The organism is Nonomuraea sp. NPDC050547 (assembly GCF_044457345.1).
Taxonomy (GTDB): domain Bacteria; phylum Actinomycetota; class Actinomycetes; order Streptosporangiales; family Streptosporangiaceae; genus Nonomuraea.
Genome location: NZ_JBITGW010000028.1, coordinates 25729 through 52059, shown reverse-complemented (window position 1 = coordinate 52059; position 26331 = coordinate 25729). Strand labels below are relative to the sequence as shown.

32 protein-coding genes are annotated in these 26331 nt (G+C 71.3%); 19 read left to right on the top strand and 13 right to left on the bottom strand.

Annotated features, from left to right (window positions below):
* Nucleotides 1-358: carbohydrate-binding protein (locus tag ACIBHY_RS49300; protein WP_397310419.1), on the bottom strand; the 358-nt coding region annotated here is incomplete at its 3' end.
* 161 nt (nucleotides 359-519) lie between these two features.
* Nucleotides 520-723, bottom strand: a complete 204-nt coding sequence (locus ACIBHY_RS49295; protein ID WP_397310418.1) for a hypothetical protein — start codon at nucleotides 721-723, stop codon at nucleotides 520-522.
* A 1-nt stretch (nucleotide 724) separates the two neighbouring features.
* Here ACIBHY_RS49295 and ACIBHY_RS49290 point away from each other — a divergent pair, with 1 nt between their 5' ends.
* Together ACIBHY_RS49290 and ACIBHY_RS49285 are read left to right on the top strand one after the other, a co-directional pair.
* Nucleotides 725-853, top strand: a complete 129-nt coding sequence (locus ACIBHY_RS49290; RefSeq protein WP_397310417.1) for a hypothetical protein — start codon at nucleotides 725-727, stop codon at nucleotides 851-853.
* Between the two features lie 31 nt (nucleotides 854-884).
* Entirely contained in the window at nucleotides 885-1553 is a 669-nt protein-coding gene (locus ACIBHY_RS49285) for an HAD family hydrolase (RefSeq protein WP_397310416.1), read from the top strand.
* Between the two features lie 81 nt (nucleotides 1554-1634).
* Here ACIBHY_RS49285 and ACIBHY_RS49280 read toward each other — a convergent pair whose 3' ends face one another.
* The gene (locus ACIBHY_RS49280) at nucleotides 1635-2270 is read right to left on the bottom strand and encodes a class I SAM-dependent methyltransferase (RefSeq protein ID WP_397310415.1); all 636 of its coding nucleotides are present in this window, start codon (nucleotides 2268-2270) and stop codon (nucleotides 1635-1637) included.
* Nucleotides 2271-2389: 119 nt separating this feature from the next.
* Here ACIBHY_RS49280 and ACIBHY_RS49275 point away from each other — a divergent pair, with 119 nt between their 5' ends.
* From ACIBHY_RS49275 to ACIBHY_RS49265, 3 genes are all read left to right on the top strand, one after another.
* Complete coding sequence (locus ACIBHY_RS49275; RefSeq protein WP_397249020.1) at nucleotides 2390-2914, top strand: TetR/AcrR family transcriptional regulator; 525 nt, start codon at nucleotides 2390-2392, stop codon at nucleotides 2912-2914.
* Between the two features lie 82 nt (nucleotides 2915-2996).
* Nucleotides 2997-3176, top strand: a complete 180-nt coding sequence (locus ACIBHY_RS49270) for a hypothetical protein (RefSeq protein ID WP_397249022.1) — start codon at nucleotides 2997-2999, stop codon at nucleotides 3174-3176.
* A gap of 34 nt (nucleotides 3177-3210) precedes the next feature.
* Nucleotides 3211-3615 carry a RidA family protein gene (locus ACIBHY_RS49265; protein ID WP_397249024.1) on the top strand — a complete coding sequence of 135 codons (405 nt, stop codon included), beginning with the start codon at nucleotides 3211-3213 and terminating at the stop codon, nucleotides 3613-3615.
* Here the strand turns inward: ACIBHY_RS49265 and ACIBHY_RS49260 are convergent, their stop codons facing one another.
* The 3 genes from ACIBHY_RS49260 to ACIBHY_RS49250 form a co-directional block, all read right to left on the bottom strand.
* Entirely contained in the window at nucleotides 3616-4422 is an 807-nt protein-coding gene (locus tag ACIBHY_RS49260; RefSeq protein WP_397249026.1) for an SAM-dependent methyltransferase, read from the bottom strand.
* Between the two features lie 125 nt (nucleotides 4423-4547).
* Nucleotides 4548-5702 carry an agmatine/peptidylarginine deiminase gene (locus ACIBHY_RS49255; protein WP_397249028.1) on the bottom strand — a complete coding sequence of 385 codons (1155 nt, stop codon included), beginning with the start codon at nucleotides 5700-5702 and terminating at the stop codon, nucleotides 4548-4550.
* 14 nt (nucleotides 5703-5716) lie between these two features.
* A complete protein-coding gene (locus ACIBHY_RS49250; RefSeq protein WP_397310414.1) occupies nucleotides 5717-7117 on the bottom strand; it encodes a purine-cytosine permease family protein in 1401 nt (466 codons plus the stop codon).
* A 128-nt stretch (nucleotides 7118-7245) separates the two neighbouring features.
* Between ACIBHY_RS49250 and ACIBHY_RS49245 the strand changes: the two genes are divergently transcribed.
* Nucleotides 7246-8259: a LacI family DNA-binding transcriptional regulator gene (locus ACIBHY_RS49245; RefSeq protein WP_397249032.1), complete on the top strand. Its 1014-nt coding sequence runs from the start codon at nucleotides 7246-7248 to the stop codon at nucleotides 8257-8259.
* Here the strand turns inward: ACIBHY_RS49245 and ACIBHY_RS49240 are convergent.
* Nucleotides 8195-8812, bottom strand: a complete 618-nt coding sequence (locus tag ACIBHY_RS49240) for a TetR/AcrR family transcriptional regulator (protein ID WP_397249034.1) — start codon at nucleotides 8810-8812, stop codon at nucleotides 8195-8197. The two genes, ACIBHY_RS49245 and ACIBHY_RS49240, sit on opposite strands and share 65 nt — an antisense overlap.
* A gap of 103 nt (nucleotides 8813-8915) precedes the next feature.
* Between ACIBHY_RS49240 and ACIBHY_RS49235 the strand changes: the two genes are divergently transcribed.
* From ACIBHY_RS49235 to ACIBHY_RS49200, 8 genes are all read left to right on the top strand, one after another.
* Complete coding sequence (locus ACIBHY_RS49235; RefSeq protein WP_397249036.1) at nucleotides 8916-9920, top strand: agmatine/peptidylarginine deiminase; 1005 nt, start codon at nucleotides 8916-8918, stop codon at nucleotides 9918-9920.
* Nucleotides 9917-10843: a nitrilase-related carbon-nitrogen hydrolase gene (locus tag ACIBHY_RS49230; protein WP_397310413.1), complete on the top strand. Its 927-nt coding sequence runs from the start codon at nucleotides 9917-9919 to the stop codon at nucleotides 10841-10843. Before ACIBHY_RS49235 ends, ACIBHY_RS49230 begins: the two co-directional genes overlap by 4 nt.
* A 15-nt stretch (nucleotides 10844-10858) precedes the next feature.
* The gene (locus tag ACIBHY_RS49225) at nucleotides 10859-12442 is read left to right on the top strand and encodes an ABC transporter substrate-binding protein (RefSeq protein ID WP_397310412.1); all 1584 of its coding nucleotides are present in this window, start codon (nucleotides 10859-10861) and stop codon (nucleotides 12440-12442) included.
* Nucleotides 12439-13395 (top strand): ABC transporter permease, encoded by a 957-nt coding sequence (locus ACIBHY_RS49220; RefSeq protein ID WP_397249042.1) that lies wholly within the window; start codon nucleotides 12439-12441, stop codon nucleotides 13393-13395. Before ACIBHY_RS49225 ends, ACIBHY_RS49220 begins: the two co-directional genes overlap by 4 nt.
* Nucleotides 13392-14237, top strand: coding sequence for an ABC transporter permease (locus ACIBHY_RS49215; RefSeq protein WP_397249044.1), 846 nt, complete (start codon nucleotides 13392-13394; stop codon nucleotides 14235-14237). Before ACIBHY_RS49220 ends, ACIBHY_RS49215 begins: the two co-directional genes overlap by 4 nt.
* Entirely contained in the window at nucleotides 14234-15157 is a 924-nt protein-coding gene (locus ACIBHY_RS49210) for an ABC transporter ATP-binding protein (RefSeq protein WP_397310411.1), read from the top strand. The genes ACIBHY_RS49215 and ACIBHY_RS49210 overlap by 4 nt, the downstream gene beginning before the upstream one ends.
* Nucleotides 15150-15899 carry an ABC transporter ATP-binding protein gene (locus ACIBHY_RS49205; RefSeq protein WP_397310410.1) on the top strand — a complete coding sequence of 250 codons (750 nt, stop codon included), beginning with the start codon at nucleotides 15150-15152 and terminating at the stop codon, nucleotides 15897-15899. Before ACIBHY_RS49210 ends, ACIBHY_RS49205 begins: the two co-directional genes overlap by 8 nt.
* Nucleotides 15900-15985: 86 nt before the next feature.
* A complete protein-coding gene (locus ACIBHY_RS49200) occupies nucleotides 15986-17062 on the top strand; it encodes an agmatine deiminase family protein (RefSeq protein WP_397310409.1) in 1077 nt (358 codons plus the stop codon).
* On the opposite strand, the gene ACIBHY_RS49195 is transcribed toward ACIBHY_RS49200, so the two are convergent.
* Entirely contained in the window at nucleotides 17059-18450 is a 1392-nt protein-coding gene (locus ACIBHY_RS49195) for a serine hydrolase domain-containing protein (RefSeq protein ID WP_397310408.1), read from the bottom strand. The two genes, ACIBHY_RS49200 and ACIBHY_RS49195, sit on opposite strands and share 4 nt — an antisense overlap.
* A 105-nt stretch (nucleotides 18451-18555) precedes the next feature.
* Between ACIBHY_RS49195 and ACIBHY_RS49190 the strand changes: the two genes are divergently transcribed.
* The 4 genes from ACIBHY_RS49190 to ACIBHY_RS49175 all read left to right on the top strand — a co-directional run bounded on the left by ACIBHY_RS49190 (nucleotide 18556) and on the right by ACIBHY_RS49175 (nucleotide 22391).
* A complete protein-coding gene (locus ACIBHY_RS49190; RefSeq protein ID WP_397310407.1) occupies nucleotides 18556-19272 on the top strand; it encodes a TetR/AcrR family transcriptional regulator in 717 nt (238 codons plus the stop codon).
* Between the two features lie 346 nt (nucleotides 19273-19618).
* Nucleotides 19619-20290 (top strand): GPP34 family phosphoprotein, encoded by a 672-nt coding sequence (locus ACIBHY_RS49185; protein ID WP_397249056.1) that lies wholly within the window; start codon nucleotides 19619-19621, stop codon nucleotides 20288-20290.
* A 21-nt stretch (nucleotides 20291-20311) separates the two neighbouring features.
* Nucleotides 20312-21781: an APC family permease gene (locus ACIBHY_RS49180; RefSeq protein WP_397249058.1), complete on the top strand. Its 1470-nt coding sequence runs from the start codon at nucleotides 20312-20314 to the stop codon at nucleotides 21779-21781.
* 25 nt (nucleotides 21782-21806) lie between these two features.
* Entirely contained in the window at nucleotides 21807-22391 is a 585-nt protein-coding gene (locus ACIBHY_RS49175) for a GNAT family N-acetyltransferase (RefSeq protein WP_397249060.1), read from the top strand.
* Nucleotides 22392-22526: 135 nt separating this feature from the next.
* On the opposite strand, the gene ACIBHY_RS49170 is transcribed toward ACIBHY_RS49175, so the two are convergent.
* A complete protein-coding gene (locus ACIBHY_RS49170) occupies nucleotides 22527-23216 on the bottom strand; it encodes an SDR family NAD(P)-dependent oxidoreductase (protein WP_397249062.1) in 690 nt (229 codons plus the stop codon).
* 96 nt (nucleotides 23217-23312) lie between these two features.
* On the opposite strand from ACIBHY_RS49170, the gene ACIBHY_RS49165 reads away from it, so the two are divergent.
* Nucleotides 23313-23723, top strand: coding sequence for a winged helix-turn-helix transcriptional regulator (locus tag ACIBHY_RS49165; RefSeq protein ID WP_397249064.1), 411 nt, complete (start codon nucleotides 23313-23315; stop codon nucleotides 23721-23723).
* Here ACIBHY_RS49165 and ACIBHY_RS49160 read toward each other — a convergent pair.
* The 4 genes from ACIBHY_RS49160 to ACIBHY_RS49145 form a co-directional block, all read right to left on the bottom strand.
* A complete protein-coding gene (locus tag ACIBHY_RS49160) occupies nucleotides 23720-24880 on the bottom strand; it encodes an MFS transporter (protein WP_397310406.1) in 1161 nt (386 codons plus the stop codon). The genes ACIBHY_RS49165 and ACIBHY_RS49160 overlap by 4 nt on opposite strands.
* Nucleotides 24881-24923: 43 nt before the next feature.
* Entirely contained in the window at nucleotides 24924-25361 is a 438-nt protein-coding gene (locus ACIBHY_RS49155; RefSeq protein WP_397249068.1) for an iron chaperone, read from the bottom strand.
* 47 nt (nucleotides 25362-25408) lie between these two features.
* Entirely contained in the window at nucleotides 25409-25705 is a 297-nt protein-coding gene (locus tag ACIBHY_RS49150) for a hypothetical protein (protein ID WP_397249070.1), read from the bottom strand.
* 95 nt (nucleotides 25706-25800) lie between these two features.
* On the bottom strand, nucleotides 25801-26274 hold the full coding sequence (locus ACIBHY_RS49145; RefSeq protein WP_397249072.1) for a carboxymuconolactone decarboxylase family protein: 474 nt from the start codon (nucleotides 26272-26274) through the stop codon (nucleotides 25801-25803).
* Between the last annotated feature and the right edge of the window lie 57 nt (nucleotides 26275-26331).

Sequence of the window (26331 nt, the reverse complement as noted above, 5' to 3'; positions counted from 1 at the left end):
TGTCGGTGTGGGTGGTTCCGGTCACGGTGGTGACCAGGGTGCCGCCTCGGTAGATCTCGTAGCCGGTGACGCCGACGTTGTCCGTGGAGGCGTTCCAGGCGAGGGAGACGCTGCTGGCGGTGACGCCGGTCGAGCGGGCGTTGCCCGGCACGGTGGGCGCCTGCGTGTCGGTGCCACCGCCGCCGGTGGTCTTCCACAGGGCCGCGACGTTGGGCGGCTCCCAGCCGGGCTGGGAGGTGTGGCTCTGGCGGCATTCGTACTCGACGCCGTTGTAGGTGACCCGGGTGCCCGCGGTGTACGCGGTCCACGGGGCCCAGTCGGCGAAGGCGACCTGGGTGCTGCTGGCACTGAAGGCCATGGGCGGGGCGACCACCGCTGCGCCGAGTGGCAAGAGTAAGGCCGCCAGGACTGCGAGTGTTTTGCGATGCTTCATACTGCTCCGACATCCGGTGCTTGGGGGGTGGGATGAAGAGAGGCTCAGAAACTCTTAGGAAAGTTTCCTTTTAATTACATGCGACGTTAACCCCTGCCCGCCAGGTCGTCAATATCTGGATCAAAAGGCGCCGCCCCGACGAGGATCAGCAGGCCGATGCCGATCAGGACGATCGGCGGCACGATGTACCCCCACCGGCTGAGGGTCCTGGCGATCAGCGGCCGGGTGGCGAACGCGGCCGCCCCCGCCACGACCAGGATTCCGAGAAAGCCCAGGTGCCGCCCGGCCACGATGCGCGCCGCGGCCTTCCGCCCGCTGCTCTGGGCGAAGAACAGGGCCAGGATGACGGTGTCGTCGATGTCGGTCGCGGCGAACGACCCCGGCCGCCTGCCCGATGACGCCCAGGTCCGCGAGGCGTAAGGCTGTTGCCCGGCTTCCGTATCCTTACGGGATGATCCGCGCCGTGGTGATCGATGTGGACGACACGCTCTGCCTCACCGAGGCGGCGTGCTTCGAGCTCGAGAACGAGGTCCTGGCGTGTATCGGCCGGGAGCCGATGTCCCGGGACGTGCACCTGTCCACGTGGGGGCAGCCGCTGCTGGAGGCGATGCCGCTGCGCTCGCCCGGCATCGACGTCGAGGCCTTCGCCGCCGCGTACCCGGCCGTGCTCCGGCGGTATGTGGCGGCCGGGCGGCTGGACGTCGTGGCACAGGAGAACCTCCAGGCCCTCGACGCGCTCGCCGCCGCGGGCCGCAGCCTCATGCTCCTGACCTCACGCACGGAAGCCGAGGTGGAGCACCTGCTGGCCCCGGACCACGCGCTGACGGGCCGCCTCGCCGCCGTCTACCACGCGGGCAACATGCGCTACGGCAAACCCGACGCCCGCGCCTTCGACGAACTCCTCGCCGCCACCGGGCTCGACCCCCACCACTGCCTGTACGTCGGCGACTCACCCGGCGACGCCCACGCCGCCAACGGCGCCGGCCTGCGCTTCATCGCCTGCATGCAAAGCGGCGTCAGGCGGCGCGCCGACTTCGCCGCCCATCGCGTCGACGCGTTCATCGACACCTTCCCCCAAATGGTCGAGGCCGTGGCCCGCCTGGAGAACGCCCGGCCATGAACGTGGCCCTGTCGGCGCGATCGAGAACGGGGCGGGTGCGGGTCCGGGGTCGGCGGATCGCCCAGCTGCCGGGCCCTGACCCTATTTGGGGCGCGCCGCGGTGACGTAGTAGATCATCGGGCTGAGCTCGCCCTCCCCCTCGACCTGGAAGCCCGCGCCGGGGATCAGGTCGCCGAGGAGGTCGCGCGGACTGTGGCGCATGGCGGGCCCGGTGAGCAGTTGCGTGAGCCGCCCGGCCAGCCGTCCGGTCGGCGGCCGGAACTCGGCGATGAGCAGCCGTCCGCCGGGACGCAGCACCCGGAATATCTCCCGTACGGCGGCGCCGCGCAGATCGGCCGGGATGTGGTGGACGGCGAGCGTGGACATGACCACGTCGAACGAGGCGTCAGGCAGGGCCAGCGCCTGCGCCTCGCCCACCAGGTAGGCGCAGTTGCGCGGGGCGCGCGAGCGGGCGTGTTCCACCATGGGCGGCGAGGGGTCCACGCCGGTGACCTCGGCCGCGATCGGGGCGACGATCCTGGTCAGGTAGCCGGTGCCGCAGCCCACGTCGAGGACCCGGTCGCCGGTCCGCACCCCGGACCTGGTGGCCAGGCGGGTGAAGACCTCGCGGCGCCGGCCCAGGAATCCTAGGGTGGCGCCGATGCCGTAGGCCCGCGGACGGTCGATCGTGCCGCCGTGGTCGGCGTGCTCTTCGTGCCGGTGCAGAAGCTTGCCCAAGCCCATCATCGCCTCCGATGTCGAACAGGGTGTTCTGTAATGAATAGTCTGTCTGTCGGTGTTGCCGGGGCAACAAACAGTTCTGCCCGGCTGTGCCGTACTGAACACAAGGAGGGACTTTGGACCGGAGGGTACGGCGCACGCGGCAGGCCATCCAGGGGGCGCTGGTGGAGCTGACGCTGGAGAAGGGGTACGACGCGGTGACGGTCACCGACATCATCGACCGGGCCGACGTGGGCCGCTCCACGTTCTACGCGCACTTCACCGACAAGCAGGACGTGCTGTTCAGCAATCTGGAGGCGCTGACCTTCCTGCGTGCCGAGCCGGGCGCTGACGGGCCGTTGTTCGCCTTCAGCCTGCCGATGTTCGAGCACGTGCACGAGCAGCGGCGGCTGGTGAAGGCGCTGCTCGGCAGGCGCGGCGGCGGGGTGGTGGTGGCGCGGGGCGAGAAGATGCTGGGCCGGATGATCCGCGCGGAGCTGGAGGCCAGGACGGGGGAGGTGTCCGAGCTGGTGGTGAGCTGTGTGGCGGGGGCGTTCATGACGTTGTTGCGCAGGTGGGTGGACGAGGAGATCACCGCCACACCCGCCGAGCTCGACGCCGCCTTCCGCGCCACGGTCCTGCCGGGGGTGGAGGCCCTGTGACGTCCCTTCCCCCCTGCACTACCACCGGCCCGGCAGGCTGCGGCATTCTCCGGGCCGGACGGAGCTTTCTAGACTGGCCGGCATGAACGACCCGCGCCGCCGTGTGCTCCTGTGGATCGGCTTCCTCGTGTTCGCGGCCATCAACACCATCGGCGGCTCCATCGGCGGTCCAGCCCAGGTCGCGGGCCTGATCGCCGGAATCGTCTGCATCGGCTTCATCGCGGCCCTGATCATCCACCACTACGCCGGCCGCCGCCCGTGACCCCGCCGGCGCTTCCTATGGAGAGGGTGCCCCCATGGCATTGGAGTCCATCAATCCCGGCGAACTGGACCCGCCGGAGACCTACAGCCACGTCGTCGTCGCCACCGGCACGCGGATGGTCTTCATAGCCGGTCAGGTGGCCGAGGACGGGGCGGGCGATCTCGTCGGGCCCGGGGACATGACGGCCCAGGCGCGCCAGGTGTTCGCCAACATCGGGCACGCGCTCGCCGCCGCGGGCGCCCGCCCCGACCAGGTGACGAAGCTGACGATCTTCGTCGCCGGGTACCGGCGTGAGCACCTCGCGCAGATCGAGGAGGGCAGGGTCGCGCTGTTCGGCGACCACAAGCCGGCGGACACGCTGGTGGGGGTCGCCGCGCTGTCCAGGCCGGAGTACCTGCTCGAAGTCGACGCCGTCGCGGTCGTCGACGACGCGGTGTAGCTATGGCTTGCGGCCCACCGCGGCGTACATGTTGGTGGCGGTGTCCGGGAGAGGCCGGTCACCCGGGGCCGGGCGCCAGCGAGGCATCGGGACGACGCCCGGGTCCAGGAGGTCGAGGCCGGTGAACAGGCGTTCCACCTCGGCGCGGGTGCGCAGGTACATGGGGATGCCGCTGCTGGTGTACTCGCGGGCCAGTTGCTCGGACTCCGGAGCCAGGTCGGCGGTGGGGATGGTGACGGCCAGGTAGCTGCCGGCGGGAAGCGGGGCGATCAGGGCCTCCACCAGGCCCTGGGCGTCCTCCACGAACTGGAGCATGGCGATCACCGTCAGGGCCACCGGGCGGGTGAGGTCGATCACCTCGTGCAGGGTGGGGTCGCCGAGGAGCGCCTCGGGGGAGCGCATGTCGGCCTGGATGTAGGCGATGCGGCCCTCGGGAGTACCCGCCAGCAGGGCTCTCGCGTGGGTCAGCACGATGAGGTCGTTGTCGACATAGACGATCCGCGCCTCGGGCGCGCTCTCCTGGACGACCTCGTGCAGGTTCGGGGAGGACGGGATGCCGGTGCCGATGTCGACGAACTGCTGGACGCCCGCGTCGGCCAGGTAACGGGCCATCCGGTGCATGCAGGCGCGGTTGGCGAGCATCGAGGTACGCAGCCCCGGCCAGTTGGTCAGCACCTTGGACGCGGTGTCCCGGTCGGCGGCGAAGTTGTCCTTGCCGCCCATGATGTAGTCGTAGACGCGCGCCGAGTGCGGCCGGTGGGTCTGCAGATCCATCGGGGCGGGCCGGTTCTGTGGAGCGTCTGGCATATCCGGATTCCGCCTTCCGGTCGTGGTCTTCTGGTCCCGCACTCAAGATCCACCATAGGGCACGGAGCGGGCAGAGCCCACCGGCACGGGCGGGCAGCCTGGGGGGTGCCCGCCCGAAGGCCGGGTCAGGGGGTGGGTTCCTGCATGGTGACGCAGTGCGCGCCGCCACCGCCGTTTCCGTAGAGGTTGTCCAGGTTGAGCATGACCACCGGCTTGCCGAAGGCCGCGGCGATCGCGTTCCTGGCGGCCGTGTCCTTCGCGGTGTCGCCGAACTGGGCGGTGACGACCGCCTGGTTGGTCAAGGTCCAGTTCATGTAGGAGCTGAGGAATTCGTCCCGCTGGCCGGACGGGATGCGGGGGAGCGTGTCGGGGCCCTCGATGGTCAGGACCCGGAGCCTGCGTCCCCTGGCGTCGGTGGCGTTCACCAGGACGTCGTGGATGGCCTGGGCATTGGCGGTCCACACGTCGGGGCGTACGTCGCCGGCCAGTTGGACCATCACGACGCCCGGCCCGATGTAGCGGGCGGTGCCGTCGACGTGGCCGTCGGTCACGTCCTGGCCCCGCACGCCGGGCAGCCAGATCATCTTGGTCGCGCCGAAGCGGGCCAGGAGTTCCGCCTCGATCTGGCTTCTGGACTTGCCGGGGTTGCGATTGGAGTTGACCCAGCAGCTCTCCGTCGCCATGAGTGTGCCGTCGCCGTCGTACTCGATCCCGCCGCCTTCACCCACCACCCCGGCCCTGGTGAACGGCAGGCCGATGTGCGCGGCCAGATTCTGCGCCAGACGCCGGTCGTTGTTGTAGGCGGAGGCGGGGATGCCGAGGAATCGGGTGGCGTTCTCGCCCCAGGCGTTGAAGTTCAGGCCGATGGTGTCGCGGCCGCCGGCTCCGTCGACGCGGAACATAGGGCCCGTGTCGCGTATCCAGCAGTCGGAGACCGGAACCGAGCTGATCACCGTGACGGTGGAGCCGCACTGCGTCCGGGCCCGCGCCGCGTTCGTGGAGCCGCTGGCACACATGGTGACCGGTTCGTGCCGGGCGATCTCCTTGGCGAGCTTGGCGATGTCGGCCTGGATCCTGGACAGGAGGTTGCCCCAGATGGTGGTGCTCGACGGCCAGGACATCCAGGTCCGGATGTGCGCCGTCTCCTCGCCGGGCACCCGCCAGGCGGCGGCCGACGCCGCGGAGGCGGCCGGGGCGTCGCCGAGTGCCTGCGCCGCCGCCAGACCCGCCGCGGCGAGACCCGTACGGGCCAGCATCGAACGTCTGCTGATCTCGGACATGGGTGACTCCTTTCTCAGTGGACCTCTTCACGCTCCGTGGCCAGGTCGAGGCTGCGCGCGAAGAGCAGATAGCAGCCGCCCGCGACGGGCAGGCCGACGAACAGGGAGTAGTCGACGCCGCCGAGGAGCGCGGCGACGGGGCCGGTGTACAGGCCCGCCACGACCATGAAGGGCGTCATGGCGGCCAGGCCGATCACGTAGGCGAGGTTGCCCCGCCACGCCCACCGCCCGTAGATGCCGTCGCGGTTGAAGATCTCCGCGATCACGTAGCGGCCGCGGCGGACGAAGAAGTAGTCCACGAGGTTGATGGCGGTCCACGGGATGAACAGATACGTCAGGAGGACCACGACGTTGGCGTAGAACCAGGCGAACTGGTCGATGCCGACGAACGAGGCGATCGAGCCGACGCTGACGAGCATGATGCCGATCGTTACGACCCGGATCTCGCGGGTGGGCCTGACCGGGCGGAAGGAGTCGGCTATGGAGATCATGGTGAGGCTGCCGCCGTACTGGTTGATGGCCATGATCGACAGCAGGCCGATGAGCAGGACGCCGACCGCGACGGCGCCGAATCCGGAGAACAGGCGGTCGGCGGCCAGCCGTAGCGCGGCCACCGGCGTGGCGCCCTTCGGCGCCGCGGCCGAGACCGCCGCCCCCAGGACGAACACCCAGATGCCGGACAGCGCGCTCGGCAGGTACGTCCACCAGAACGTGCGACGTACCGAAATATCGGGACGCAGGTAGCGGGAGTAGTCCGAGACGTACGGCGCCCAGCCGAGCTGGAACCCGGCCACGAAGACGAAGACCAGCATGAACGTCGTCGGCTCGAACGGCCCCGCCTCCCATGCCGAGCCGCGGATGCCGCCGGTGAGCAGCGCGGCGACCGTGATGGCGGCCATGACGGCGACGAACGGCCAGGTCAGCCACCGGTTGACGGCGTGGATCCAGTCGTGGCCGAGTAGCGCGATCACGGTGGCGACCGCGGCGGCGAGCACGTACCCGAGCCAGTCCGGCAGGCCGAACAGCGAGTGCATCGCGTCCCCGGCCAGCAGGGCGTCGGAGGTGTTGTAGCCGATGTAGTTGACCAGCGCGAACACCCAGACGGTGAGGGCCGCGCCCACGTACCCGAACTGCGGCCTGGACTGCACGAGCTGCGGCAGGCCGAGCTGCGGGCCCTGCGCCGAGTGGAAGGCCATGAAGAACGTGCCGAACAGGGAGCCGAGCACGGTGGCGACGACGGTCCAGACGAGCGTGGCGCCCATGGACAGGGTGACCACGCCGGTGGCGAAGCCGGTGAGGTTGAGGCTGCCGACGAACCAGATGGCGCCGAGGCTCGACAGCCGGCCGTGGCGTTCCGAGAGGGGGATCCAGTCGATCGAATGCCGCTCGATGGCCGGGTGCTCCGCCTGCGTCATGAGGCCTCCTTGGGGCGGCGCCGGTGCCTAGAGGCCACAGTGTGTGCGCGAAAAAACGTTTCTTCAAGAGCCGTTGCAGAAACGTTTTTTCAGTTTTCGGGTCCCGGCCAGGCGGTAGATTTCCGACCATGGGCAGGCCGAAGCGAGTGACGATCCGCGACGTGGCCAAGGCGGCCGCCGTCTCGATCACCACCGTCTCCGACGCGCTCAACGGCAAGGGCCGCCTGCCCGCCGCCACCAGGGACCGCGTCGTGGCCGTGGCCGCCGGCCTCGGTTACCACGCCAGCCCGAACGCGCGCCGCCTGCGCCAGGGCCGTACCGGCGCCATCGGGCTGTACCTGCCCGACCGGGCCTCCGGCCTCGACTACTACATGAACGTCGCGCTCGGCGCCGCCGACGCGGCCTTCGCCCGTGACCTCACGCTGACCCTGATGCCCATCAGGCCCGACGCCCGGCAGAAGATCTCCGCCGATCTCCTGGACGGCCTCATCGTCGTCGACCCCATGCTCACCGATCCCGTGCTCGACACGCTGGCCGGGCTCGACGTGCCCATCGTGAGCTGCGAGCGCGACCTGGGCTCGCCGGTCAGGTTCGCCGGCGTGGTGACGGCCGACAACCGCGCCGCCGTTCACGAACTGCTCGGCCACCTCGCGCGGCGGGGCGCCACGACGATCGGGCTGCTCGGCCTGGCGGGCGACACCGCGTTCGGCAGCGACGTGCACGCCGCCTACCTCGACTGGTGCGCCGCGCGCGGTCAGCCTCCGCTCATCAGCCAGACTCCCTTCGTCGACTCGGCGGAGTCCCGGTACCAGGCCGCCGACCGGCTACTGAACGATCACCCGGAGATCGACGCCGTCGTCAGCGCGCCAGAGGGCGGCGCGCTCGGCATCCTCCAGGCGGCGGAACGGCACGGCATCCGGGTACCCGAAGACATGCTCATCGCCTCGTGCGTCGACCACTCCTCCCTCTGGAGCGCCAAGCCGCCGATCACGGCCATCGACCTGAACCCGCGCCTCATGGGCCGGTACGGAGCCGAGCTCCTCGCCGACCTCCTGGAGGGCAGGGCCGCGGCCCCCGTCACGCGGGCCCTGCCGACCCGTCTGGTCGAACGTGACTCGACGCTTCCCCGAGCTCCGCGATGACGGCGCCCCCCACCAGCTCGCGGGCGCGCTCCAGGGTCATCGATCCGCTGAGCCAGCGTTCGCTCACGCCTTCGACCAGGGCGGTCAGCCGTTCCGCCACGTCGAGCGGGTCGGCCCGCGCGGCGGCCAGCCCGGCCGCCTGAGCCTGCCTGATCATGGCGGCGAGGTCGTCGACCCAGCCGCGCGTGGAGGTGCTGAGCGGCTCGCGCAGGTCGGGGTTGAAGACCGCGCTGGCCCGCAGCTCACCCCAGGCCGCGCTGTTCTCCCGGACCGCGGGGGTGTCCTGCAGTTCGAGGAGCAGGAGCAGTTCGAGCTGCTCGCGCGGGTCCTTGCCGATCTCCATGGCCTCGTGCGTGTAGCGGCCGGCGCGCTCGTTGACGAACTCCAGCGTCTTGCGCATGAGCCCGGCCCGGTCGCCGAAGTGGTAGTAGATCAGCGCGGTCGACACTCCGGCCTCGGCGGACAGCTTTTCCACCCGTAGCCCGCGCACGCCGCTGTGGGCGATGACGCGGACGGCCGCTTCCAGGATCTGCCGCTGGCGATCGGACGACATTTCACCTCACGTCGCAGGGTCGGGGACACCTTGACTGAATCTTCAGTCGGTGGGCACTATAGCAACTCCGTAAGGCTGACTGAATTTTCAGACAGGAGTGACCATGCGTATGCCCGCCGAATGGGCCGTCCATGACGGCTGCCTCATGGCCTGGCCGACCCGGGAGGAACTGTGGGGCGACGTGCTCACCTCCGCCCGGCAGGAGTACGCGGCGGTGGCCCGCGCCGTCGCGCGGTTCGAGCCGGTGACGATGGTGGCACTGCCCGGCCAGGGAGAACAGGCGCGTGCGCAGTGCGGCGACACGGTCGAGGTGGTCGAGCTGCCGATCGACGACTCGTGGCTGCGCGACTCCGGCCCGATCTTCGTGCTCGGCCCGGACGGCTCCCGCGCCGGCGTGGACTTCCGCTTCAACTCCTGGGGCGGCAAGCACCACCCCTGGGACCACGACGACAGGATCTCCGCCCTGCTCCTGGAGCGCCTCGGCGTCACCCGCGTCGAGTCCGGCATGATCCTTGAGGGCGGCGCGATCACCGTCGACGGCGAAGGCACGCTGATCACCACCGAGCAGTGCCTGCTCCACCCCAACAGGAACCCCGGCCTGACCCGCGCCGAGATCGAGGACGAGCTCAAGGCCAGGCTGGGTGTCACCAAGGTGATCTGGCTGCCGTACGGCGGGCTGGAGGACCGGGAGACCGACGGTCACGTGGACGGCGTCGCCGCGTTCACCGCCCCCGGCAAGGTGCTCATCCAGCTCCCCGACGACCCCGGGCACCCCGACTACGCCCGCATGCGCGCCAACAAGGCGGTCCTGGAGGCCTCCACCGACGCCGCGGGCAGATCGTTCGAGCTCGTCGAACTGCCCCAGAGCGCGTTCACCGAGGTGGCCGGAGAGCGGATCGAGGTCGGCTACCTGAACTTCTACGTGGCCAACGGCGGCGTGGTCGTCCCCGTCGCCGGGGCCGAGGCCGACGAGAAGGCCCTGGCCGTCATCGCCGGCGCCTTCCCCGGCCGCACCGTGGTCGGCGTGCGCACCCCGGTCATCGCCTACGGCGGTGGCGGCGTGCACTGCGTCACCCAGCAGATCCCGGCCGCCGGGCAGGCCTCGTGAACTACGTCGAACTGACCTCCTACGGCTCGCCGCTCGGCTCACCGGCCCGGCCCGGCACGGAACCCGGCACGCTCCTGCGAGTGGGCCTGGTCCAGATGCGCTGGCAGCCCGACGAACGGGCCCACGACGAGGCCCTGCGCACCGGGGTACGCCTGGCCGCCGGCCTCGGCGCCGAGGTGGTCTGCCTGCCCGAGCTCACCCGCAGCCCCTACTTCGCCGCCGACAAGACGCGGGCGCAGGACGCCGCCCGCCACATGGAGGACCTGCCCGGCGGCCCCACCACCGCGCTCGCCACCGAACTGGCCGCGGACCTGGGCGTCGTGGTGCACGCCTCCCTGTACGAGCGGGCCACCGACGGCGGCCTCGGCTACAACACCGCGATCTGCGTGGACCCGGACGGCGCCCTGCTGGCGCGCACCCGCAAACTGCACATCCCGCGCTTCCCCGGCTACCACGAGGACCTGTGCTTCCGCCCCGGCGACACCGGCTTCCCCGTGACCGAGATCCGCGGCGCCAGGTTCGGCTTCCCCACCTGCTGGGACGAGTGGTTCCCCGAGCTGGCCAGGACCTACGCGCTGGAGGGCGCCCAGGTGCTGGTCCACCCGACGGCGATCGGCTCGGAGCCGGAACTGCCGCACTTCGACACCCGGCCCATGTGGGAGCACGCCATCTCCGCCAACGGGCTGGCCAACGCCCTGTTCATGGTGGTGCCCAACCGGGTCGGCGCGGAAGGGCTCATCACCTTCTACGGCTCGTCGTTCATCTCCGACCCCTACGGCCGCGTGATGCTGCGCGCCCCGCGGGACCGGCCCGCCGTGCTCGTCGCCGACCTCGATCTGGACCAGCGGCGCGACTGGCTGGAGTTCGGCCTGATCAACACCCGGCGGCCGGAGCTCTACGGCGCGCTGACCCGCCCGATCTGACATCAGGGAGAGCCCATGCGGATCGCAGCACTCACGGCCCTCGCCTTCATGGCGGTGGCCTGCGGCGGGGCCGCCACCCCCCACTCCACCGCCGGCACGAGCTTCACGCTGTCGCCCACGACGCCGCCCGCCAAGGGCGAGATCGACGGCTTCACCTGGTCCATCTACGCCGAGCCGCCGACGCTCGACTACATCTACGCCTTCGACTACCCGCAGAACATGATCCTTTCCAACGTCTGCGAGAGCCTGATGCGCTGGACCCCGCAGCTCGGCCTGGAGCCCGGCCTGGCCGAGGAGGTGAAGCAGCCGGACGCGAAGACGTTCGTCTACCGCATCCGGCCCGGGGTGAAGTACCACGGCGGCGGCGAGGTCACCGCCGACGACGTCGTCTTCAGCCTGCGCCGCCACCTGGACGCCGCCCTGGGCTCCTACTGGGCCAAGTCCTTCGACCGGGTCGCCTCGATCGGCAGGAGCGGCCCGATGGAGGTGACCGTACGGCTGAAGCGGCCGGACTCCCAGTTCAACCAGTGGATGGCCACCTCCGCGGGAACGGTCGTCAACCCGCGCGCGGTCCAGGCCAAGGGCCGCGACTACGGCAACCCGGACGGCGGCGTCGACTGCACCGGCCCCTACCGGCTCGGCCCGTGGCGCAAGGGCGAGTCGATCGCGCTCGACCGCTTCCCCGGCTACTGGGGCAAGAAGGCGAAGGCCGGACAGGTCGCCTTCCGCTTCATCACCGACCCGGCCGCCAGGACCAACGCGATGCTGACCGGCGAGGTCGACGGCGGCTACCTCATCGCCCCCGACAGCTACGCCGGCCTGCGCGCGGGCGGCAAGGGCACGCTCTACTTCGGCAAGAGCCTGACCACGGTCAACCTCGCCTTCACCAACCTCGAAGGCACACTGAGCGACGTCCGCGTACGGCGGGCGCTGTCGCTGGCCCTGGACCGCGACGGCTTCGTCAAGACGGGCCTGCAGGGCGTCGGCTCGATCGCCGCGGCCCCCGCGCCCCGGGACGCCTGGCCCCAGCAGAGCGCGGCCCCGCCGGGCCCCAAGCGCGACGTGGCCGCGGCCAGGGAACTCATCCGGCAGGCCGGCGCCACCGGCAAGAAGATCACCGTGGCGACCAGCCCCATCGGCACCGACGTGTCGCTGCTGGCCACGGCCGTACAGGCGGCGGGCACCGAGATCGGCCTCGACGTCGAGCTCAAGACCATCGCGCCCGACGCCTACACCGCGCTGTTCTCCGACCCGAAGGCCCGCGCGGCCGTCGACCTGTTCCCCTGCACCTACTACCTGTCGATCACCGACCCGCTGGCCAGCTACTCGATCTTCCGCAGCGACGGCTTCGAGAACTACATGGGCTACGCCGACCCCGCCTACGACGCGCTCGTCGACCAGGCCGTCGCCGAGTACGACCCGGTCAAGCGGGCGGCGCTGACCGCCGGGCTGGGGCGGAAGGAGGCCGAGCAGGTGCTCTGGATCCCCGTCGCCGAATGGCCCACGTCCCTGTACCTCAGCAGGCGCATCACCGGCGCCCCGACCTCCATCGCCTACATGTACTACCCGTGGGCGGCCGACGTGGGCGCGGCCGGATGATCGCCCGCTTCATGCTGCGGCGCCTGCTGGAGCTGGCGCTGACGCTGGTGACCGCGTCGTTCCTGGTGTTCGGCGCGGTCCACCTGGCCCCTGGCCGCCCGGAGACCTTCCTGCTCGGCGGCCGGGCGGCCAGCCCGGAGGCGCTCGCGGCGATCCGGGCCCAGTACCACCTGGACGACCCGTTCCTCCTGCAGTACCTGAAGTGGGCGGGCGGCGTGCTCACCGGCGATCTGGGCCGGTCGATGCAGTACCGCAGCCCGGTGCTCGGGCTGATCGAGGCCCGGCTGCCGAGCACGCTGCTGCTCATCACCATGGCCGCCGTGCTGGTGGTGGTCTTCGGCATCGGCCTGGGCCGGCTGGCCGCGGTGGGCGGGCCCGCCACCGACTCGGCGGTGCTCGTCGGCACCTCGGTCGCGCTCGGCACCCCGTCGTTCGTCGCCGCCATCGGCCTGCTGTGGGTGTTCTCCGTGCAGCTCGGCTGGTTCCCGACGATCGGCAGCGGCGACGGGCTGCCCGACATGATCTACCACCTGGCGCTGCCGTCCCTGGCGCTGGCCCTGTACTGGACCGGCTGGCTCGCGCGGGTCACGCGCGGTGCCATGAAGGACCAGCTCGCCCTCGAACACGTCACCGTCGCCCGCAGCCGCGGCCTGCCCGAACGCCTGGTGATCCGCCGGCACGTCCTGCGCAACGCGCTCGGCCCCGTCGCCACCGTCAGCGGCCTGACCCTGTCCGGTCTGGTCATCAGCACCGTGCTGGTCGAGGCCGCCTTCGGCATCGGCGGGCTCGGCGCGCTGCTGGAAAGCTCCGTGCAGGTCAAGGACTTCCCCGTCGTCCAGGCCATCACGCTGCTGGTGGTCGCCCTGTTCACGGTGACGAACCTGATCGTCGACCTGTGCTACCCGCTGGTCGACCCCCGGGTCCGGCTCGGCGTACGGAGTGACGCCGTATGACCGCCGCCGGCGCAATCCTGCGCGGCCCGCGTGCCTCGCGGCACGGTCTCTACCTGACCTGTCTTGTCTTCGCCGCGCTGATGGTCCTCGTCGCGATCGCCGCGCCCCTGCTCACGCCCCACGACCCCAACGCCACCGACCTCGGCGCCGCCCTGACCGGCCCGTCCCCGGCCCACCCGCTCGGCGCCGACGCCGCCGGCCGCGACACCCTCTCCCGGCTCGTCGCCGGCGCGAGCACCTCGCTGCTGGGACCGATCGCCGTCGTCCTGTTCTCCACCGTCGCGGGAGTCCTGGTCGGCGTCGCCGCCGGCTGGTTCGGCGGCTGGCCCGACACGCTGCTGTCGCGCGCCGCCGAACTGCTGCTCGCCTTCCCCGCCCTGCTCGTGGCGATCGTCTTCGTCTCCCTGTACGGCACCGGCCTGGCCGCCCCGGTCATCGCCCTCTCCCTGGCCTACCTGCCGTACGTCAGCCGCCTGGCCCGCGACCTCACCCTCTCCGAACGCCGGCGCCCCTACCTGGCCGCCTACCGGGTGCAGGGCTTCTCCGGCCTGTCCATCTGCGCGCGCCACCTGATCCCCAACATCGCGCCCGTGGTGCTCGCCCAGTCCTCGGTCAACTTCGGCTACGCCCTGCTGGACCTGTCCGCCCTGTCCTACCTGGGCCTGGGCGTACCGCCCCTCACACCCACCTGGGGATCGATGATCAACGACGGCCAGTCCGCCCTGCTCCAGGGCCACCCCCTGTCGGCCATCCTGCCGTGCGCGGCGATCGTGCTCACCGTGGTGGCGTTCAACGTCGTCGCCGAGCACTGGGCCGACCGCGTGTCACGGAGGCGGGCATGAGCGTGCTGCGCGTCACCGGCCTGCGGATGTGGTTGCCCGGCACGCCGCGGCCCGTCCTCGACGGCGTCGAGCTGACCGTGGGCGAGGGCGAGACCGTGGCGCTGGTCGGGGAGTCCGGCTCGGGCAAGAGCCTCACCTCGCGGGCCGTGCTCGGGCTGCTTCCCGACGGAGCCGAGGTCGAGGGCGGCGTGGAGGTCGCGGGGCAGGACGTGCTCACGCTGACCCCTGCCCGGCTTCGGGAGCTGCGCCGCCGTACCGTCGCGATGATCTTTCAGGACCCGCGGGCGGGCATCAACCCGCTGCGCAGGATCGGCGACTTCCTGGTCGAGGGGCGGCCCGGATCGCGGGATCGCGCCCGCGAGCTGGTGGCCGCCGTCGGTCTGGAAGCACGGGTGCTGCGGCAGTACCCGCACGAGCTGTCGGGCGGCATGCTGCAGCGCGTCATGATCGCCGGGGCGCTGATGGGCGATCCGAAGCTGCTGCTGTGCGACGAGCCGACCACCGCGCTCGACGTCACCACCCAGGCCGAGATCGTGGCCCTGCTGGCCGAGGTGCGGCGGCGGTACGGGACCGGGCTGTTGTTCGTCACCCACGATCTGGAGCTCGCCGCGGCCATCGCCGACCGTGTCCACGTCATGTACGCGGGCCGGATCGCGGAGAGCGGGCCGGCGGGAACGGTGTTCTCCCGCCCGCGCCACCCGTACACAGCGGCCCTGCTCGCGGCCACCCCGCGGGTGGAGGCGCCGCGGGCACGGCTGGCCACCATTCCCGGGCAGCCGCCCGATCCGCGGACCGAGCTCATCGGCTGCGCCTTCGCCCCGCGCTGCCCGCTGGCGACGGCCGTGTGCCGCACCGATCCACCCGAGCTGATCGCCCAGGTCGCCTGCCACCACGGCATCCCAGGGGGAGAGCGTGCTTGAAGTCGACGGGCTGTCCAAGTCCTACGGAAGCGTCCAGGCGGTCCGCGACGTCAGCTTCACGCTGGCCGAAGGCGGCTCGCTCGGCGTCGTCGGCGAGTCGGGGTCGGGCAAGACCACCACCGCCCGCATCGTCCTCGGCCTGGAGCGCCCCGACACCGGACGCGTCACCGTGGGCGGGCACGACCGCTCCGTCCGGCGGCGCGGCCGTGCCGGACGGCTGCGCCTGGCCCGCGAGGCGCAGATCGTCTTCCAGGACCCGTTCCTGTCGCTGGACCCTCGGCTCAGCGCCAGGACGGTGCTGCGGGAGACCCTGAAGCTGCACTTCCCCGGCCTCGACCACGCGCGGCGGATCGCCGAGTTGCTCGACCAGGTGGGTCTGGGGGAGCGGGAGGCGGACGCGCTGCCGCGCCACCTGTCGGGCGGCCAGCGCCAGCGGGTGGCCATCGCCCGCGCGCTCGCGGTCGAACCGGCCGTCCTCGTCCTGGACGAGGCGGTCGCCGCCCTCGACGTCTGCGTCCAGGCGCAGATCCTCAACCTCCTGGCCGACCTGCGTGAGCGGACCGGCACCGCGTTCCTGTTCATCACCCATGATCTCGGCGTGGTGAGTCAGGTCACCGACCATCTGGTGGTCATGCGGCGGGGGGAGGTCGTCGAACGCGGTACGACGGCGTCCGTGCTGGCCGATCCACGACACGCCTACACCCGGCTCCTGCTGGCGTCGGTACCCCGGCCGCCCGGCTAGGCTGCGTCCTAACCAAAATTTCAGTCAGGGGGACTGTGATGCGTATTTCTCGACGTCAGACGCTACAAACAGCGATGTTTGCGGCTATGGGGGGCGCGCTGAGCGCCTGCGGCGCGTCCGTGACGGGGTCCGGGGCGGCGAAACAGGGGCCCACACCGAAGGCCGCCGGATGGCTGATGCCGGAGGAGACGCATCCGCACCAGAAGACGTTCATGTCGTGGCCGACCGAGCTCATCTGGAAGTCCGACACCGCGGGCGTGCGCGACGACATCGCCGGCATCGCCCGTGCGATCGCCGCCTTCGAGCCGGTGGTGCTCCTGGCCAACCCCGGCGACGTCAAGGCCGCGCAGCACGCCTGCGGTTCACAGGTCGAGGTCGTGCCGATCCCGGTCGACGACCTGTGGATGCGCGACACCGGCCCCACCTTCGTGCTGCGCGGCAAGGACATCGCCGGCGTCGACTTCAACTTCAACGGCTGGGGCCGCAAGCAGAAGCACTCACGCGACAAGGACGTCGCCCGGCAGATCCTGGCCAGGGAGCGCGTCACCAGGATCCAGGCGCCGATCGTCGGGGAGGGCGGCTCGATCGAGGTCGACGGCGCGGGCACGCTGATGGCCACGGAGAGCTCACTGATCAACGACAACCGCAACCCCGGCAAGAGCCGGGCCGACATCGAAAGCGCGCTGACGCGGACCGTCGGCGCGACCACCTTCATCTGGGTGAAGGGCGTCAAGGGCAAGGACATCACCGACTACCACATCGACGCCCTGGCCCGGTTCTCCGAGCCCGGCGTCGTGGTGATCAGCACCCCGCCGGACGACGCTCCCCAGGACGTCTGGACCGGCGCCTACGACCAGGCGCGCAAGGTGCTCGACACGGCCGTCGACGCGCGCGGCAGGCGGCTGGAGCTCGTCGAGCTGCCCGAGCCGGTCGACATCGGCCGCCGCGGCGAGGGCTTCCTCGCCACGTACGTCAACTACTACGTGGTCAACGACGGCGTCATCCTGCCCCGCTTCGGCGACAAGAAGGCCGACAAGGACGCCGCCGCCATCGTCCGTGACCTCTATCCCGGGCGCGAGGTGGTCCAGGTGCCCGTCGACACCCTCGGCGAGGGCGGCGGCGGCATCCACTGCGCGACCCAGCAGATGCCCAAGCCGAACTAAGGCGCTTTGACGGCGACGCGCATGCCGACCTGCACGTACCGCCTGCCGTCCGGCAGCGTGGCGCAGACCACCGGCCAGAACTCCTCCCCGACCGGCATGCCCGCCGCGGCGAACACCGTGGCGGTCGCCGTCCGCGACACCGGCACCAGATCGGCCTCCAGCGGCGGGGAGAAGTGCCGCATCTCATCGACGAACTCGTAGCGCAGGCGCCCGCCGCCGTCCGCGCCCCGGCTGATGGTCGTGACGACCCCGGCCCGCGGGTACGTCCCGGCCAGCGGCGTCAGGTCCACCTCCGGCGGGTTCGCCGGCGGGGCGAAGGACGGCGGCATGTGCACCCCGGCCAGTTCGCCGAGCAGTTCCCGGACCAGGTCGGCGTACAGGCGGCCGGCCGCACCGCCGTTGGCCAGCAGCGCGACGGCCACGCCCGCGCCGGGCAGCACGCGCAGGAAGGAGAACTGGGAGACGGCGCTGCCGTCATGGCCGAAGCCGGGGACCCCGTTCCAGTCGTGCAGGGTCCAGCCGAGGCCCCAGCCGTCGGCCGAGACGCTCCACTTGTCCAGGCTGTCGGCCTCGCGCCGCCGCATCGCGGCGACCGCGTCGGCGGGCAGCACGCGGGCCCCGCCGGGGGCGAGCCCGCCGTCCAGGTGCATCTTGGCGAAGCGCACGACGTCCCCCGCCGAGACGATCACCCTCCCGTACGGCCCCGCCGAGCGCGGCATCATGTCCCAGATCGGCGCCGGTTCTGGCTCCCGGCCGGGCTCGCCCATGTGGCCCATCGCGGTGCGGAAGCGCAGCGCCTCCTCCGGCAGCGTCATCGAGTGCTCCAGGCCCAGCGGCTCGAACACCCGCTCCCTCAGCGCCTGGTCCCAGGTCCGGCCGGTCAGCACCTCGACCAGCCGGCCCAGCACCACGTAGCCGGAGCTGCCATAGGACAGCACCATGCCGGGCGGGCAGTCGAGCGGCACCTCGCGCAACGCCCGGACGTACTTGGCCAGGCAGTCGTCGCCCCGTCCCGAGTCGTACATGAAGTCGTTGGTCATGCCGCCGGTGTGCGAGAGCAACTGCCTGATCGTGATCGTCGCGGTGGCGTCCGGGTCGGGGGTGCCGAACTCGGGCAGCACGCCGGCCACGGGCGCGTCCAGGTCCAGCTCACCTTCGGCGGCCAGCTGCGTCACGAGGGTGGCGGTGTACACCTTGGCCAGCGAACCGGCCAGGAACACCGAGTCGGGTGTGGCGCGCACGCCGGTGCCGCGGTGCAGCAGCCCGCTGGCCAGCTCGTGGACGGTGCCGCCGGTCAGCACCGCCAGCGTGGCTCCGGGCACGTGGTGGGCGGCGCGCAGCTCGTCGAGCCTGGCCTGCCACCGGTCAGTGGGGAAGGGGGATGCCATGACTACCTCCGTACAGTGTTCGGGCTCCGCACACTGTACGGAGAGCGATTGGTGTGCGCAAGCCGTACACTGTGCGGAAGGGAGTGCGCGAGGCGAGGAGAAGGCATGTCCGGCGAGAAGGAACTGTCGGTGTGGACCCGTCCGCGACCCCAGCGGCGGGAGCAGCCGGCGCTGAGCCGCGAGCAGATCGTCGCCGCCGCGCTGGACCTGCTGGACGCCGAGGGCATCGACGCCCTGAGCATGCGCAAGCTCGGCACCCGGCTCAATGCGGGGGCCACCTCCATGTACACGCACGTGGCCAGCAAGGAGGAACTGCTCGAACTGGTCGTGGACGAGGTCTACGGCGAGATCGAGCCGCCGGCGCCGGGGGAGGACTGGCGGGCGGACGTCGTGGGGTTCGCCCGGAACGTCCGGGCGGGACTGCTGCGCCATCCCTGGATCGGATCCGTGCTCGGCGAGGCCGGAGTGGCCTACCTGGGACCGAACGTGCTGCGCATGTCGGAGGGCACGCTCGCGGTGTTCGAGGCGGGCGGCTTCTCCCTGAAGGCCGCCGACCGGGCGCTGAACACGGTCATGGCCTACATCATCGGGCGGGCGGCCAGCGAGGCCGCGTGGCTGACGAGGCTGGCCCGCCGCGGCCAGAACGAGCAGGAATGGGCCGAACGCCTGTGGCCCGCGGCCGAAGAGGCCGTCAGGGCCTACCCCAGGCTCGCCGCCCTGTACGCGGACCAGCGCGGCCAGGACCAGCGGGAAGCCCGGGAGCGGGAGTTCGAGGACGGGCTCGCATGTGTCCTGGACGGCCTGGCGGCTCGGCTGAAATGAGGGCAAGTCACATTTGACATGGCGAAATTGCCCATCACACTCATAGTGGCCTCATAAGCTGCGAGCCCGGCATAGAACCCCACGTTAAGCGCCATCTGCGCTAACGGAGAGACATATCGTGATTTATGTTCATGCCGATACTTGTGAAGAGTCAAGTGATGCTTGACGCCCTGTGGGTGTATTCACCATGATCAGCCGGGTTGGAAAAGTGCGGATTTGCGTGCCGGCAAATCCCGACAGGAGGCCCGGAATGGATCGCACCGTCGTTGGCACCCCTCGTCACCCCACAGCCCGCACCCGCGCGCCCGAGGGAGCAGCCTGACCGATTCGTCCCCCTCCGATCCCCATGACATCCCGACCCGTCCTTCCCCTGGCTGACGATCTGTTCCTCGTAGCCTGGGACGTCACCATTTCCGGGCAACCCCGCCTGCACCCGCACGGCATCGCCCTGGCGCTGGCCGGAGCCCTGCTGGGCGAGCTGGTGTTCGCCGGACGGCTGGCCGTACGCGAAGAACAGCTCGTCGTCGTCGGCCGGGGCGCCGTCCAGGACCCCCTGGCCGCCAGCGTGCTGGCCGAACTGGTCGCGCACCCGCAGCACACCTCGATCCCCACCTGGCTGGCCTACATGGAGAGCCAGGCCACCACCATGGTCGCCGACCGGCTCATCGGCGACGGGCTGCTCGTCCGCGAACAGCCCCGCCTGCTCAAGAACCGCCAGTGCCGCTACCGCTACGCCTCCCGCGCCGTCTTCGGCCGGGCCGCCTGGCCCCCGGAGCGGCTGCGGGGCTGCCTGGTCGCGCACCGTCCCGTCCCCGACCAGGACATGATGCTCCTCGCGCTGGTCGACGCGTGCGGCCTGACCCCCGTGCTGCTGAACGACCCCGCCATGCGCCGGACCGGCGAGGCCTATCTGGCGACCGTCCTGCGCGCCCTGCCCGCGCCGCTGACCGTCCTGGCCCGCCAGGTACGCGCCGCCGTCGGCAACGCCGTCCTCACCTACCGCACCCGCCGCCTCTGACTCCCCTGGAAAGGACCCCCCGTGACCACGCAGCATCGCCACCCCCCGGGCGACCGGATCACCGCCGCGCTGGCCGCCAACCGCCTCGGCGTGCCCGCCGTCGCGTTCTTCGTCCTGTCGGCAGCCGGGCCGCTCAGCGTCATCGCCGGAGTGGTGACCACCGGCTACGCCGTCACCGGGATCACCGGCCTGCCGATCGCGTTCCTCGTGGTCGGCGCGGTCCTCGCGCTGTTCGCCGTCGGGTACGTGGCGATGGCCCGCTACATGGCCAACGCCGGGGCCTTCTACACCTATGTCACCCACGGCCTGGGCCGTCCCGCCGGAGTAGCCGCCGCCTGGGGCGCGCTGCTGGCCTACAACTCCATCCAGGTCGCCCTGTACGGTGTGTTCGGCGCCGCCTCCGTCCCGCTGCTGGCCGCCTGGCTCGGCATCACCCTGCCCTGGTGGATCATCGCCGTGGTGGCCTGGGCGCTGGTCGCGGTGCTCGGCCTGTCCCGCGTCGACCTCAACGGCCGCGTGCTGGCCGTCCTGCTGACCGCCGAGATCGCGATCATCCTCCTCTTCGACCTGGCCGACCTGCTCAACCCCGCCGGGGCGTCGCTGGCCTGGGAGGCGCTGTCACCGGCCGCGTTGTTCTCGCCCGGGATCGGGGCGCTGCTGGTCATCGCCATCCTGGGGTTCGTCGGGTTCGAGGCCGCCGTCGTGTTCTCCGAGGAGTCGCGCGACCCGCGCCGCACCATCCCCGCCGCCACCTACCTGTCCGTCGCCGTGATCGCCGGTGTGTACGCGCTGTCGTCCTGGGTCATGCAGGTGGCCATCGGTCCCGCCAACATCGCCGCCGTCGCCCGCCGCGACAGCGCGGAGACCATCTTCATCCTCGCCGCCGACCACATGGGCGACGTGGTCGCCACCATCGGCCGGGTCCTCTTCATCACCAGCACCTTCGCCGCCATGCTCTCCTTCCACAACACCAGCGCCCGCTACCTGTTCGCGCTCGGCCGCGAACGCGTGCTGCCCGAGGTGTTCGGCCGCACCACCGCCCGCACCGGCGCCCCCAAGACCGGATCCATCGCCCAGAGCTGCCTCGGCCTGCTGGTCATCGTCGTCTACGCCGTCCTCGGACTCGACCCGATGGTCCAGCTGTTCTACTTCGGCGGCACCTTGGGCGGCTTCGGCATCCTGGTGCTGCTCACCGTGACCGCGATCTCCGTGCCGATCTACTTCGCCCGCAACCCCCACACCGAACCCCGCACCCACGCCCTCATCGCCCCGGTGGCCGCCGCCGTCATCCTGGTGGTCATGCTCGGGCTGGCCGTCACCAACTTCTCCACCCTGCTCGGCGTGCCCGAGGGCGAGCCGATCGCGGTCATCCTGCCCAGCCTGTACGGCATCGCCGCCGTACTCGGCCTGATCTGGGCCTTCGTCCTGCAACGCCACCGCCCCGGCATCTACCTCCAGATCGGCCAGGGCGCCAAGGCCGTCGCGTCCTGATCCGCCACCCCGAAGGAGCACACCCGTGTCCGAGTCCCGCGTCGTTCACCGGGCCGACTACACCGACGTCGACCAGGTGGCTGCCCTGGTCGGCACCGCCTTCGCCGGTCTGGGGGTTGTGGCGTACATGATCTCCGACCCGGAACGGCGCGCACCGGTCATGTCCGCCTGGGCCGCCATCCTCGTCGAGGACGCGCTCAAGAACGGTCACATCGACCTCGTCGCCGATGAGTCCGGCCTGCTGGGCGCCGCCGTCTGGTTCCACCGCGAGGCGCCTCTGCCCGCGCCGGACGACTACGACGGGCGTCTGGCGGAGGCGGTGGGAGAGCATCGGGAGCGCTTCCAGATCGTGGACGAGCTCCTGGAGGAGCACCATCCTCACGCGCCCCACCACCACCTGCTGTTCCTGGCCGTGCACCCGGACCACCAGAACCGCGGCCTGGGCAGCGCCCTGATGGACCACCACCACGCCACCCTGAACGGCCTGCCCGCCTACCTGGAGTCCGCCAGCCCGGAAAGCAGCCGCCTGTACGCCAGGCACGGCTACGTCGAGCGCCGCCCGATCGTCCTGCCGGACGGAGCCAGATTCTGGCCCATGTGGCGGCCCTGACGCCTGCCCGCCGACGCCCGCCCGCGCCTGCCCGGCCACCGACGCCCGGCCACCGACGGCGCCGGTGGCGCGGGCGGCCGGAGGTGACCGTCGGCCTCGGCCTCAGCACGATCTACCCGTGGTTCACGTCCGTCGCTAGTGCCGGGCGACGAGGGCGCGGAAGGCTTCCACGTCGCCGATGACCTCCTCCACCTGGTCACGCTGCCGGTACATGCGCAGGTAGCGGGCGCCGATGGCGTCGGGGTCGCCCTCGCCGCCGCCGGGGGCGATCCCGGTGGCTATGGTCACCGTCCCCACGTAGACGCCCTCGGGCTCGAGTTCGGCGTGCAGGGAGTGCGCCCAGTTGCGCAGTCCGGCCATCGCCGCGCCCACGTTGGCCAGGAACGGCGCGGGAACCGTCGAAGAGACGCCGGTGGTCAGCAGGACCGCGCCGTCGCCGCGGGCCCGCATGTCCGGCAGCACCTGGCCCACCGCGTGCACGGCGCCGAGCAGGTTCAGCTCGAACTGCGCCGTCGCCGACTCCACCGTGGTCTGAACGGCGTTGGTGATCGGCCCGGTGGGGCTGGGGCCGTACTCGAGGACGTCGATCGCCCCCAGCCGCTCCTTCGCCGCGGCCAGCGCGGCGGCGAGGGCGTCCCGGTCGCGGATGTCGGCGGGGAAGGCGGCCGCGCCGATGCCCAGGCCGGTGAGTTCCGCGACCAGCGCGTCCAGTTTCTCCGGGGTACGCGCGATCAGCCCGACCCGGAAGCCCGCGCGCCCGAACGCACGGGCGACCCCCATTCCCAGCCCCGGACCCGCACCCACGACGACCAGCGTCTCTGCCATGACCTGCTCCCTTACTCTTTGTTCGTAGCAGCATGGCCTGTTACTAATGTGGGGAACAAGACGGCACATCTGTGTCGGTGACGCACACGGAGGTAAGTGTTGGCGACCCGCGGCGTACTCTCCCCGCCCCTCGACGAGCCGGATCTGGAGGCGTGCCGGGAGGTGCTCCAGATTCTCGCGCTGATCGGCGACAAGTGGAGCATCATGGTCATCGGGCAGCTCCAGGACCGCACCCTGCGCTTCGGCGAACTGCACCGCGCCGTCACCGGCATCTCCCAGCGCATGCTCACCCGGACCCTGCGGCAGCTCGAACGCGACGGCCTGCTGTCGCGCCACGTCCACCCCAGCGTCCCGCCCCGCGTGGACTACGCGCTCACCGAACTCGGCACGACGCTGCTGGACTCCGTCGTCCGCCTCGGCGACTGGGCCAGGACGCACCGGCACGAGATCAACGGCAACCGCCGCCGCTACGACGCCGAGGTGGCCGCCCGCCCGCCGGCGCCCTAGCGATGGGCGGCGGCCGACACCGCCGCCAGCGCGGCCAGCCCGATCAGCGCCGCCGCCACGGCCCCCGCGTCGAACAACGGCCCGATGACCAGCCCGCCCGCGAAGGCCGCCAGCCCGGACACGAAGGCGTACAGGCCGTTGTAGACCCCGATCCGCCCCGCTGGCGCGCGGCCGACGATCGTCTGGAAGGCGGCCGGCGTGGTCAGGCCGTTGCCCAGCCCGCTCAGTACGGCCGCCGCCACCAGCACCGCCACCTCCCACCCCGGCAGCGCCGGGTAGGCGGCCAGGACCAGGTAGCCGCCGCCCAGGAAGAGCAGGCCGCCGCGCATCACCCAGGGCCGTTCCGCCCGCCTGGCCACGAACGGCTGGACGCCTGCCGTCGCGACGGCGACCGTACAGAAGAAGAGGGTGATCAGGCCGGAGTGGCCGACGCTCAGCGGTACCACGGACACGGCCTGGCTGACCAGCAGCGTGCCCGGCGAGGTGACGACGGCGAAGCGAAGGAACGGCCGGTCGCGCACGACCTCGGCCACCCCCCGCGCGAGCATGAGGCCCTCGGAGCGCCCGTCGGGGCCGCCCACGCGGCGCAGCATCCAGAACAACACCGCCGCCACCGCCCACGCGGCGGCCGAGACGCTCGCCACGAGCACGAACCCGCCCGCCAGCAGCACCAGCCCGGCCGGCGGCCCGGCGACCGCGGCGATCTGGCCCGTCACCACGTACGTGCCGAAGCCCTTGGGCCGCACCCCGTCGGGCAGCCTGGCCAGCAGCGTCTGCGCCGCGGGATGGAACAGCGCCCCGCCGATCGCGAGCAGTAAGGCGCCGGCCACGAACCCGCTCAGCGTGTCGGCCAGCCCCAGCAGCCCGAACGCGGCGACCCTGAGCACGCACGCCGCCGCCCCCGCCAGGCCGGGACCGATCCGGTCGACCAGCCAGCCGAAGGGCAGGAACAGCGCGTACTGCATCGCCACCCGCAGGCCCAGCACCAGCGCGATCGTGCCCGCGAGCAGGCCGACGTCGTCGCGCAGGTGCGTGACCAGGTGGGCCATCACCGCGTAGTAGCCGAGAGAGGCGGCCAGCTGCACGCACACCACGGCCGCGATCACGCGACGGCCCGAGACGACCGGCGCTTCGGCGGGCGGGGAGAGACGCGGCAAGATCACCAATCCGGGAGCGGGGGAGCTCCCGAGGATACCGGCCTCAGCCGACGGCCTGCTTCACCAGCGCGGTGATCCGGGCCTCGACCTCTGGCGTCATCTCGAGCAGGCCGAAGGAGGTCGCCCACATCGGGCCGTCGTCCAGCTTCGCGTCGTCGCTGAACCCGAGCGTCGCGTAGCGGGTCTTGAACTTCGCCCTGCCCTGGAAGAAGCAGATGAGCTTGCCGTCCAGGGCGTACGCGGGCTGGCCGTACCAGAGCTTGGGCGCGAGGGACGGGGCGGCGGCGGTGACGACGGCGTGGACGCGCTCGCCCAGAATCCGGTCGTCCTCCGGCATCTCGGCGATCTTCTCCAGCACGTCCCGCAGGGCCTCGGCGGCCTTGTCGGCCTTCGTGCCGCGGCGCGCCGCCTTCTTCATCTCCGTGGCGTGGTCCTTCATCGCGGCCCGCTCCTCGGCCGAGAATCCCTCATAGGTGCTCATGGCAGATCTCCTTCGTGAAACTGGACTTGAAACGTATCGCCCGCCGGTCAGGACTCGTCGATGACCTGGCCGTTCTGGGCGGTGGCGTCCTGGGTCAGTGCCATGGTCAGCGGGGCCTCGGGGAACGTGGGCAGATCGGCGAAGGCGGCGCCCATCTGCCCGGCGCTCTCCCAGTGCCAGGTGTCGGTGTAGGAGCCGTCCTCCAGCCTGACCAGGACCGCGTGGGTGAGGCCCGGGTGGCTCTCTCGGATGGTGGCGATCAGCGAGCCACGCCGGGCCAGGAACTCCTCGAGGTCGGACTCGGCTACGGAGTAGCGGTGCGCGCGTACGACGGAACGGTTCATCTGTGCTCCTCGGTTGTTGTCCGTGTGAGAACAGAGTGCGCGCCGCAGTTAATACATCCGCTGTGCGCCGACGATGTATGGCCCGGCGGGGCCGTTCACCCCCACTGGCCGGGCTGGTAGCCGCCCGCGGGCTGCTGGGTGATGATGTTCATGCGGTTCCAGGCGTTCATGACGGCGATGGCCGAAACCAGGGCGGCGAGCTGGTCCTCGTCGTGGTGCTTGGCGGCGTTCGCCCATGCCTCGTCGGTGACGCCGACGGCCGCGTCGGCGACGCGGGTGCCCTGCTCGGCCAGTTCCAGGGCGGCCCGCTCGGCGTCGGTGAAGACCGTCGCCTCCCGCCAGGCCGCGACCAGGTTCAGGCGCACCGAGGATTCACCCGCGTGCGCGGCGTCCTTGGTGTGCTGGTCGATGCAGACGGCGCAGCCGTTGATCTGGCTGACGCGCAGCTGCACCAGCTCCAGCGTGGTGGCCGGCAGCGACGAGCCGGCCACCGCCCTGCTCGCCGAGACGAAGTACTTCGCGGCCTTGGCGCCGATCGGGTTGGCGGCGTAGTCGAACCGGGCTTCCATGAGAGCTCTCCTCGCGGTAATGGCTGATACACCCACACCACGAACGGCCCGGCGGAA

Coding starts and splice junctions, on each gene's coding strand:
- ACIBHY_RS49290 (WP_397310417.1), top strand. CDS start 725: ATGCGCGCCGCGGCCTTCCGCCCGCTGCTCTGGGCGAAGAACAGGGCC.
- ACIBHY_RS49285 (WP_397310416.1), top strand. CDS start 885: ATGATCCGCGCCGTGGTGATCGATGTGGACGACACGCTCTGCCTCACC.
- ACIBHY_RS49270 (WP_397249022.1), top strand. CDS start 2,997: ATGAACGACCCGCGCCGCCGTGTGCTCCTGTGGATCGGCTTCCTCGTG.
- ACIBHY_RS49265 (WP_397249024.1), top strand. CDS start 3,211: ATGGCATTGGAGTCCATCAATCCCGGCGAACTGGACCCGCCGGAGACC.
- ACIBHY_RS49260 (WP_397249026.1), bottom strand. CDS start 4,422: ATGCCAGACGCTCCACAGAACCGGCCCGCCCCGATGGATCTGCAGACC.
- ACIBHY_RS49255 (WP_397249028.1), bottom strand. CDS start 5,702: ATGTCCGAGATCAGCAGACGTTCGATGCTGGCCCGTACGGGTCTCGCC.
- ACIBHY_RS49250 (WP_397310414.1), bottom strand. CDS start 7,117: ATGACGCAGGCGGAGCACCCGGCCATCGAGCGGCATTCGATCGACTGG.
- ACIBHY_RS49245 (WP_397249032.1), top strand. CDS start 7,246: ATGGGCAGGCCGAAGCGAGTGACGATCCGCGACGTGGCCAAGGCGGCC.
- ACIBHY_RS49240 (WP_397249034.1), bottom strand. CDS start 8,812: ATGTCGTCCGATCGCCAGCGGCAGATCCTGGAAGCGGCCGTCCGCGTC.
- ACIBHY_RS49235 (WP_397249036.1), top strand. CDS start 8,916: ATGCGTATGCCCGCCGAATGGGCCGTCCATGACGGCTGCCTCATGGCC.
- ACIBHY_RS49225 (WP_397310412.1), top strand. CDS start 10,859: ATGCGGATCGCAGCACTCACGGCCCTCGCCTTCATGGCGGTGGCCTGC.
- ACIBHY_RS49220 (WP_397249042.1), top strand. CDS start 12,439: ATGATCGCCCGCTTCATGCTGCGGCGCCTGCTGGAGCTGGCGCTGACG.
- ACIBHY_RS49215 (WP_397249044.1), top strand. CDS start 13,392: ATGACCGCCGCCGGCGCAATCCTGCGCGGCCCGCGTGCCTCGCGGCAC.
- ACIBHY_RS49210 (WP_397310411.1), top strand. CDS start 14,234: ATGAGCGTGCTGCGCGTCACCGGCCTGCGGATGTGGTTGCCCGGCACG.
- ACIBHY_RS49200 (WP_397310409.1), top strand. CDS start 15,986: ATGGGGGGCGCGCTGAGCGCCTGCGGCGCGTCCGTGACGGGGTCCGGG.
- ACIBHY_RS49195 (WP_397310408.1), bottom strand. CDS start 18,450: ATGGCATCCCCCTTCCCCACTGACCGGTGGCAGGCCAGGCTCGACGAG.
- ACIBHY_RS49190 (WP_397310407.1), top strand. CDS start 18,556: ATGTCCGGCGAGAAGGAACTGTCGGTGTGGACCCGTCCGCGACCCCAG.
- ACIBHY_RS49185 (WP_397249056.1), top strand. CDS start 19,619: ATGACATCCCGACCCGTCCTTCCCCTGGCTGACGATCTGTTCCTCGTA.
- ACIBHY_RS49170 (WP_397249062.1), bottom strand. CDS start 23,216: ATGGCAGAGACGCTGGTCGTCGTGGGTGCGGGTCCGGGGCTGGGAATG.
- ACIBHY_RS49155 (WP_397249068.1), bottom strand. CDS start 25,361: ATGAGCACCTATGAGGGATTCTCGGCCGAGGAGCGGGCCGCGATGAAG.
- ACIBHY_RS49150 (WP_397249070.1), bottom strand. CDS start 25,705: ATGAACCGTTCCGTCGTACGCGCGCACCGCTACTCCGTAGCCGAGTCC.
- ACIBHY_RS49145 (WP_397249072.1), bottom strand. CDS start 26,274: ATGGAAGCCCGGTTCGACTACGCCGCCAACCCGATCGGCGCCAAGGCC.